The sequence below is a fragment of the Tamlana flava genome (assembly GCF_041287255.1).
Taxonomy (GTDB): domain Bacteria; phylum Bacteroidota; class Bacteroidia; order Flavobacteriales; family Flavobacteriaceae; genus Tamlana; species Tamlana flava.
This window is the reverse complement of sequence record NZ_JBGGTX010000007.1, coordinates 49014-56788: the sequence shown is the minus strand read 5'-3', so window position 1 is coordinate 56788 and position 7775 is coordinate 49014. Positions and strand designations below refer to the sequence as shown.

General features: G+C 37.9%; 8 protein-coding genes. 1 reads left to right on the top strand and 7 read right to left on the bottom strand.

Annotated features, from left to right (window positions below):
- The 4 genes from ACB104_RS15755 to ACB104_RS15740 form a co-directional block, all read right to left on the bottom strand.
- On the bottom strand, positions 1-1705 hold a 1705-nt coding region (locus ACB104_RS15755), incomplete at its 3' end, for a hypothetical protein (protein ID WP_370480271.1).
- A 130-nt stretch (positions 1706-1835) separates the two neighbouring features.
- Positions 1836-2573 (bottom strand): hypothetical protein, encoded by a 738-nt coding sequence (locus tag ACB104_RS15750; protein ID WP_370480269.1) that lies wholly within the window; start codon positions 2571-2573, stop codon positions 1836-1838.
- A gap of 39 nt (positions 2574-2612) precedes the next feature.
- Entirely contained in the window at positions 2613-3533 is a 921-nt protein-coding gene (locus ACB104_RS15745; RefSeq protein ID WP_370480267.1) for a DUF4412 domain-containing protein, read from the bottom strand.
- A gap of 6 nt (positions 3534-3539) precedes the next feature.
- Entirely contained in the window at positions 3540-4427 is an 888-nt protein-coding gene (locus ACB104_RS15740) for a hypothetical protein (RefSeq protein WP_370480265.1), read from the bottom strand.
- Between the two features lie 312 nt (positions 4428-4739).
- On the opposite strand from ACB104_RS15740, the gene ACB104_RS15735 reads away from it, so the two are divergent.
- Positions 4740-5240 (top strand): DinB family protein, encoded by a 501-nt coding sequence (locus ACB104_RS15735; protein WP_370480264.1) that lies wholly within the window; start codon positions 4740-4742, stop codon positions 5238-5240.
- A 2-nt stretch (positions 5241-5242) separates the two neighbouring features.
- Here ACB104_RS15735 and ACB104_RS15730 read toward each other — a convergent pair whose 3' ends face one another.
- The 3 genes from ACB104_RS15730 to ACB104_RS15720 are packed head-to-tail and all read right to left on the bottom strand — an operon-like array spanning position 5243 to position 7771.
- Positions 5243-5473 carry a DUF6095 family protein gene (locus ACB104_RS15730; RefSeq protein ID WP_370480262.1) on the bottom strand — a complete coding sequence of 77 codons (231 nt, stop codon included), beginning with the start codon at positions 5471-5473 and terminating at the stop codon, positions 5243-5245.
- The gene (murQ, locus tag ACB104_RS15725; RefSeq protein ID WP_370480260.1) at positions 5463-6281 is read right to left on the bottom strand and encodes an N-acetylmuramic acid 6-phosphate etherase; all 819 of its coding nucleotides are present in this window, start codon (positions 6279-6281) and stop codon (positions 5463-5465) included. Before murQ ends, ACB104_RS15730 begins: the two co-directional genes overlap by 11 nt.
- A 29-nt stretch (positions 6282-6310) precedes the next feature.
- Positions 6311-7771 carry a TolC family protein gene (locus tag ACB104_RS15720; protein WP_370480259.1) on the bottom strand — a complete coding sequence of 487 codons (1461 nt, stop codon included), beginning with the start codon at positions 7769-7771 and terminating at the stop codon, positions 6311-6313.
- Between the last annotated feature and the right edge of the window lie 4 nt (positions 7772-7775).

Here is a 7775-nt window from a genome sequence, read left to right as displayed (position 1 = left end):
CCACGGGCACTGCAGTCACGGGGCTATCTGCCTTGGCTATGATGAGCCTGCTCTGTCCGTTCCCATAGTAGTTTGAGAACATGTTTCGGTAGAACCTGTCACCATCCACGTTGGTAAAGTACATGGCGTTAGTGTTCAACGTGGGGTACGCCGATGTGCTCTGACTGGCTGTAGCGCCTGGTGTGGACACCGTGGAGGCGGAGGTGAGGTACATCCTTTCGTTCTCGCCGTTGTATTCAAACAGGGCAAAATGGTAGGTCGTATTTGGCTTTAGGTTGCCCACAATGTCGCTGGTTCCTGAGCCTTCGTATAATGCGAAATTTCCGGTACCAATTTCTGTTGAGCCCGTACCGAAGTTGCTGCTACTGCTGTAGTTTATGCCGTTCTGTGGTTCTATGTCCACGGGGCTACCTTCTTTGGCTATAAGGATACAGCCACTTTGCTGATCGTCCCCCCTTGTCCAACTTACGGTCATGCTCGTACCGATGATGTTGCTGAATTGTATATTACTGGCCTGTACGGTGGGGGGTGACAGCGTAGCGTAGCTTGTCTCGAATGGTGGGTCTCCGTTTATGTCGTTTCCTGTCAGGTAGAAGGTCTCGGTGCCAGTGCCGTTGTATTCGAACACCTTGAAATAGTAAGTCGTTTCGGGCTGTAGGCCGTATACCCAGTTGCCCCCGTTGGCTCCGCTGTGCATGACGAACTCCCCTGGGGCTATTTCGTCGCCGTTTCCAAAGGTTGTGCTTGCCGTATAGGATGTCCCGTCCACGGGCACTGCAGTCACGGGGCTATCTGCCTTGGCTATGATGAGCCTGCTCTGTCCGTTCCCATAGTAGTTTGAGAACATGTTTCGGTAGAACCTGTCACCATCCACGTTGGTAAAGTACATGGCATTAGTGTTCAACGTGGGGTACGCCGATGTGCTCTGACTGGCGGTGGCGCCTGGTGTGGACACCGTGGAGGTAGAGGTGAGGTAAACTTTGCCATTACTTCCACTGTACTCAAACACAGCAAAATGGTATGTCGTGTTGGACTTGAGGTTGTAAATATCTTCACTGCTTCCCGAGCCTATGTACAGTGCATAGTTTCCCGTTCCGATTTGGGTTGAACCTGCGCCAAAGCTCCTGCTACGGCTATAGTTTATTAAATCTTCAGGCTCTATGTCAACAGCACTTCCTTCTTTACCTATAAGGATACAGCCGTTACCATTACCACGGTCCCAGCTAACAGTCATGGTGCTACCAAGTATATTGCTAAACTGAATATTGCTTGCCTGCGTTGTGGGTGGTGATGAAGTTTGACCGCTAGCTTCTAAAAAACTACTTGTAAGGTATTCTGTAGTAAAGTCGATTCCGTTGTATTCAAAAATTTTAAAATAATAGGTTGTTTCAGGTATTAAACCTTCTATATATAAAAATGAATAACCTGTACCATCATAAACCACAAATTCGCCTTGTGCCAATTCATTTCCCAGCCCAAATGCCCCAGCTGTGTAATCTGCACCGTCGGTTGGTATAGCAGTTACAGGAGATAATGCCTTAGCTACTATAATGCGTTTGGCCCCATCTCCTGGGGTGAAACTTACCCTAATTCTATTGCCATCGGTTTCTACAACCGAAAAATTTGTAGAAGGCGTTGTGGGTGCCTGTGAATATCCTAGAAACGAACATAGTACTAAGAAAAATAAAGTAATATATTGTTTCATTTGCTGGTTGGCTGGTATCATGACGTTGATTAATTACGTTAGTTATTCATTTTTATGAGCCAAACAAAAGTGTGTTAAAATGGTAGGGAAGGGGCTGTTTAATTTTTAGTTGCGATACTTGATTTCCTATTTAAAGCGTTTTGCCTTCAGAGAAAATGAATTTTGTTTCTTTAGGAATCTTATCTATGGTTTGCATTTTGAACTTTAGTGGCCTTACATGACCTTCTTGATCTGTATACACTTCTTCAACTTCAATTTTAACAATATTCCATCCTTTTTTTAAGTCGATATCATAATTATGGATGAGGTCAAAAGTATTTTTCATATCGAGCGTATAGGTTTTGGTTTTGCATATTCCTTTTACTGATGCACCGTCTGGCACATAATAAAAGTCTATATAAAAACCAGTTACAAAATCTTTTTTACCATATGAAAAGAAACTTTCACTAAAAGCTTTAGAGCTAGCTAGCCTAAGTTTTCCAACAGGTTTTTTGTCTTTTATAATGCCAATAAAGAAATTTCCTTGCATGGTTACAGATTCCAATTCCAAGTCACCATTGGTTGTTTTAACCTCTTCGGAGTCACAATAAAAAGCTCTTTTAACGGAATTGTTCTTAATTCTGAGTTCCTGGCTTTCGGCATTGGCTTTGTTTTGTGCTTCTATAACCGCTAAAGCCATATCGTCTTCCAACTCTATAGTGAACTTACCATTAGCTTTAATAGTGCCAATGGCTTTTGGTTCTCTTACAGGCAAAATAAACTCGGCTTCACCACTTTGGTAATTGTCTATTTTACCTTTAATGGTTTGCTGTGCTATAGCCGAATTGATTAAGAATAATAGTGTAGTGTATAAAAATATTTTATGCATGTGTTTTATTTCAATTTATGGGTTAAGTTTTGGTATGGCTTAAAATCCCATACTTTGATACTCTTTGGTGTTTATTACAGTTTTCTTTTTTTCCAGGCTTTGAGCTGTCATGGTGAAATTTTGTTTTTTCTTCTTTTTATGCTTAAAATCCATTTCCATTATAAGTGCTTCTTCCTTTAATACTTGTAGCAATGCGGGATCAAAACCTTTAGGCGTGCTTTTTGAGTTTTCAAATAAGGCCCTGAAGTTTATGGGAGCATCTAGTGTAAAATAAATGGTACCAATATAATCGGCATCTTCAATCTCAATGCCGTAGCATTCATAGCCTAGTATTTTTTTGGTACCAATTTCTTTATAACTGAATTTATTCTCTTTTTCATTTTTCATGAGGTCGTTAGGATGTTTGCTGATCATCGCCATTTTTTGACCATTTGCGTTCATAAATGTTGCAGAGGTTTCCGTTTCAGAATCGACCACAATGCACATAAATTCCATTTGTTGGTATTCCTTGCTGGACATTTGCATACCAAAGTAGCTGGCATCTGGTTTAATGAGATAATCCATGTTCATCTCTTCATTTTCTGAAGTTCTCATGATGGTTTTAAACTCCCAATCAAAGGCATAAGTATCTGGTAAATTTTTTGCAGCATTTTTACCAGAACCCATCAAAGGATTCATATTTGGTGATTGGGTTCTTGTTGTGTTATTGCCTGATGACGTGTTGTTTGTTTGATTGGTGGTGCTGGAAGTATTTTCTTTATTTTCCTCGTCTTGGTTTCCTTCCGTAACATCATCAATTGTTTTTTCTGTTTTTTGACTGACCACTTCGTCCGTTTTTCTTAAAACAGTGCGTTCGGCTGCCTGTTCCGCTTTCTTTTTTAATTTTTTAAGAAATTGAGCTTCAGCATTAAATGTTAAAGCCAGGGCAATAAGAATGAATAAAAAATATTTTGTTTTCATGATTACTTAGTTTTTTTTATTGTCTGCTTTATTATACTTCCATGGTTCCAATCCTTTTTCTATTGGGAGTATTTTTCCCAATGGGCCTGGTATAATGGATTGTTCTTCGGCTTCTGGAATGCTTACTTTGCAGTCCTGATAAGTGAATACAAACTTACCTTTGGGTTCGTCCTTAAGTTCTGGACTATTGGAATTGATGTATAGTTCGTTCAATCTGCCTTGGCCATCAAACTGAATATAGCTTTCTGGATAATCTGGAAAATTATAGTTAAAGCGGATGCAGTCATTTGAGCCGTTGCATGTTTTTTTTTGAGCAGAATAGGACTCATTGTTTTCAAAATGGGCTGGTTTGTAGATAAAAGCAAGTTCAAGAATTAAAAAATTAAGACCTGAGCCAACGTCTTCCAATGCCTTAAATGCCTCAAAATAGGGTTCATGGGGCAATTTATATGCTTGTGTGGTTAAACCAGCAGTCATAAATCCCATAGAACTAGTTGGCAAAAGTTTCATTGTGGAATAATGCCCTTTATCTTTATCATAGGCGTAGAATTTACCTTGATCATCATGATAAAGTGGGTTGGCATTGCCAACTTGTTCTGTACGCATGGCAATGGTTTCAGAATCAAAATAAGCAGTTTGTACCAGTTGCCCATCATTAAAAAGTTTCATGATAACGTCTTTGTTGTAAAAGTCGTTTGCCGATTTGAGAACGAGTTCTTCTTCTTCATTGGAGATGGTCCTGTTCACGGCATTATCTGTGCTGTCAAACGAAACTTCCCGTGTTTCCAAACCACGCTCTTTGGCGCGTTGCTTTAGTTTATCCAGCAGCTGCCCGTGGACAGGGCAGAGGAAGAAAAGTAATACTGCTGCTATGAAAAGTTTTTTAGGTTGCATATAACTATGTGTTATTGATTGCGAGAGATTATGTGAATTTACCTTACCACATAAAACTAAGCTGAAATACAATACATCCATAAAACATATGTTTCAAAGTATGCCATATATGTAACATGTCAGTAAAAAAGCTCGCTATGATTGCCTTAAGTGTTTTTTAAGGACTGAACAGCGTTCTTGAAAATGAAATTTTATGTAATTGAATTTAACCGTTTTTAGTTTTCAATTTTTTGAAATTATGTAAGGAAGCAAACAAAGAAAGACTAATAGCACATTGGTTTTAATAAAATAATTTTACCTATTTTAGTTTACATGAAGATAATCATCCAATCTACTTTAAAAACACTTCAAAAATCCCAGGTTATTCTTAACTCTTTATCCAATGCCCAATTGTGCGATGCTTCTGTGCCACCTTACCATTCCAGTATTGGTACACACATTAGGCATATTTTAGATTTTTATGATTGCATATTCAAAGTCAATTCTGAAGGTAAAATTGATTTAACGGCCAGAAGTAGAAATAAGGATGTAGAGTCTGACTGCACTTGTGCGCAAGACTATCTAAAATCTATAATGCGCCAATTGAGTGCAGTACATTTTAACTTGAAGGATGGAATTTGGGTTATTGATGACTTGGGCATGGGGAAAACAGAAATTCCCTATACTTATGGTTCTCTTTTAGCCCAGGCCAATAGCCATACCATACATCATTACGCCATCATCAACTATATTTTTGATAGCTTAGGCATTCAACTGAATGATTCTGAATTCGGCTATAACCCAACAACGCCAACGCAAACTACCGCTGGCTAGAATTATTTGTTTTTAAACATGCTGCTCATGATGAGCCTGATGCCTTTAAAAATTAGAAAAACAGCCATAGCACATATTAAACAGCCAACAATCAACATAGGTTTGTACAAAGAATTTTCTGGTTGGCTAAACGCAAAGCTTAACATGATTGGCCCAATAAAAAGGCTGAGTACGGCAAAGATTAAGGTTTTTATGCCTTTAAAAAGAATGACTTTATCTGTTTTATTTTCCATGGTTATAATTTTGAATGGCTAATCGCACATTTTTATATTTTTCAAGCAGTGCCTCTGCTTCGTTTTGAGATATATTAAGTTCTGTCATGATCATTCTAGTACCGCGATCAACCAATTTGTTATTGCTCAACTGCATATCAACCATTTTGTTGCCTTTTATATGCCCCAATTGAATCATGGTTGATGTGGTTATCATATTAAGTACCAGTTTTTGGGCAGTACCAGCTTTCATCCTTGAGCTACCAGTAACAAATTCGGGGCCTACAATAACCTCTATGGGAAATTGAGCAGTTTGTGAAAGTGGGCTGTTGTGGTTACAAGTAATGCAGCCGGTAATAATATTGTTTTCGTTACACCGCTCTAATGCTGAAATAACATAAGGCGTTGTTCCAGATGCGGCAATGCCAACAACAACATCGTTACTGTTGATTTTATATTTTTGTAAATCTTCCCAACCTTGGGTTAGGGAGTCTTCGGCAAATTCAACGGCTTTTCTTATGGCTGAATCACCACCCGCAATAAGCCCAATAACCAAATCATGGGAAACCCCAAATGTTGGAGGACACTCAGAGGCATCTAATATACCCAATCGCCCACTTGTTCCGGCTCCCATATAAAACAAACGGCCTCCAATTTTTAGTTTTGAAACAATTTGTTCTACCAGTTTTTCTATTTTAGGAAGTGCTTTTTCAACAGCAAGGGGTACGGTTTTGTCTTCATTATTGATGTTTTTCAATAATTCTAAAACCGACATCTTTTCAAGATGGTTGTAGTTTGAATCTTGCTCGGTAGTTTTTGTAAAACCCATGTGCCAAAAATAGCAATTAATTGGCAGTTTTAGTCATAAAGAATATCTTCAGCTTCTATTTTTTTGTCATTTATAAAATCGTAGAGCGTTAGTTGTCTTAACGTATAATAATCTATCCAAAATGCTTCCAAAGAGTTGAGGTATTGAACAAAGGATTGATCCTTTTTCTCTTGGCTAATATTCAAATCAGTAATGGTAACTTTCCCTAAAACGTATCTTTTTTTGGTAATTTCATAACTCTTTTCAGCTATTTCCTTTGCTTTTTGCGCAGTAATTAAAAAGTCTCTTTTACTGGACCAATTGAGAACGTGTAAATAAATTTCTTGTTCAAACTCTTGTTTACCCTGTTCAATGTCGTTGTTGGCTAAATCTAAATTGGCCTCTGCCATTTTACGTTCGGATTTTGAAACGCCCCAGTCAAAAATTGGAATGCCTAGATTTAGGGACACATATTGTTGTTTGTTGTAATTGTTGAACAGGTTTTCAAAATCATTTCCAAATTGCGAAATACCCAAATTGGCCACAAGGCTCATCTCCAATCTATTACTTCCTTTAGCCCTTGCCAATTCATTTTCGGCTTGCAATCGTCTTCTTCTAAATTCAATAACTGCTTTTCTATTTGATTGTGCCTCTTCTATGGCTTTTTCTACATCAACCTCAAAAAGTGCTAATTCTTCAGGTATTTCCAGTTCAATGTTTTCAGTTTCCAACTCTAGATATCTAGCCATGTTTTGGGAAGTTCGCTTTAGTTCGATGGTGTTTGTAGTAACATTATTTTTCGAGTTTAAAAGCGAGAGTTCCATTTGCAGCAACTCGTTTTCGGCAATTTTCCCCATTTTAAACCGCCCTTGCGAAATTTGATAAAGGGTGTCTTGATTTGAGAGATTCAGTTCGGCAATTTTTAATTGCATTTGGGCTTTAAGCAAACTGAAATAACTTCTACATGTATTTATTGAAATGACTTCCATTTTTTCAACAAAGTCACGCCTAGATTCTTCATAAATTAAGGGTTCTATTTTTCTTTCCCACCTAAACCCATTATAAAAAAGAGAGTTTTGCCGGTAACGGATTGAAAGGGGAACAACGGAATAATTTGTGATGTCGTTATTTCCGAAAAGATCAACCTTTTCTAGATTTGAAGTTAATGACAATGTGCCTCCAGTAAAAGGAACGTTTTGGGATAAAGATAAACCGCCTGCCAGCACCAATTGGTTTTGATTAACAAAAACATCTTGACCTGCATCATTAGTTTGCCTTCTAATGGAATTACTAAATTCTGGTAAAGTTGCATTAAACCCTAACTGAGGTAAAAAACGTGCTTTGTAGTTTTTAAATCGCCAAAAGCTGGCTTGATTTGTATTTAGGTTTCTTTTGTAATCTGGCGATTTTTTTTGTGCAATGCTAATTGCTTCATTTAGCGTTATTTTTTTCACTTGGGAAAAAGTTACCAAAGGAAAAAGAATGATAAGTAATTTAAATAATCTTTGCATGTTG

Bases quoted from the DNA above. Each gene is read 5' to 3' on its own strand.
- ACB104_RS15750 (WP_370480269.1), bottom strand. From the start codon at position 2,573: ATGCATAAAATATTTTTATACACTACACTATTATTCTTAATCAATTCG.
- ACB104_RS15745 (WP_370480267.1), bottom strand. From the start codon at position 3,533: ATGAAAACAAAATATTTTTTATTCATTCTTATTGCCCTGGCTTTAACA.
- ACB104_RS15740 (WP_370480265.1), bottom strand. From the start codon at position 4,427: ATGCAACCTAAAAAACTTTTCATAGCAGCAGTATTACTTTTCTTCCTC.
- ACB104_RS15735 (WP_370480264.1), top strand. From the start codon at position 4,740: ATGAAGATAATCATCCAATCTACTTTAAAAACACTTCAAAAATCCCAG.
- ACB104_RS15730 (WP_370480262.1), bottom strand. From the start codon at position 5,473: ATGGAAAATAAAACAGATAAAGTCATTCTTTTTAAAGGCATAAAAACC.
- murQ (WP_370480260.1), bottom strand. From the start codon at position 6,281: ATGGGTTTTACAAAAACTACCGAGCAAGATTCAAACTACAACCATCTT.
- ACB104_RS15720 (WP_370480259.1), bottom strand. From the start codon at position 7,771: ATGCAAAGATTATTTAAATTACTTATCATTCTTTTTCCTTTGGTAACT.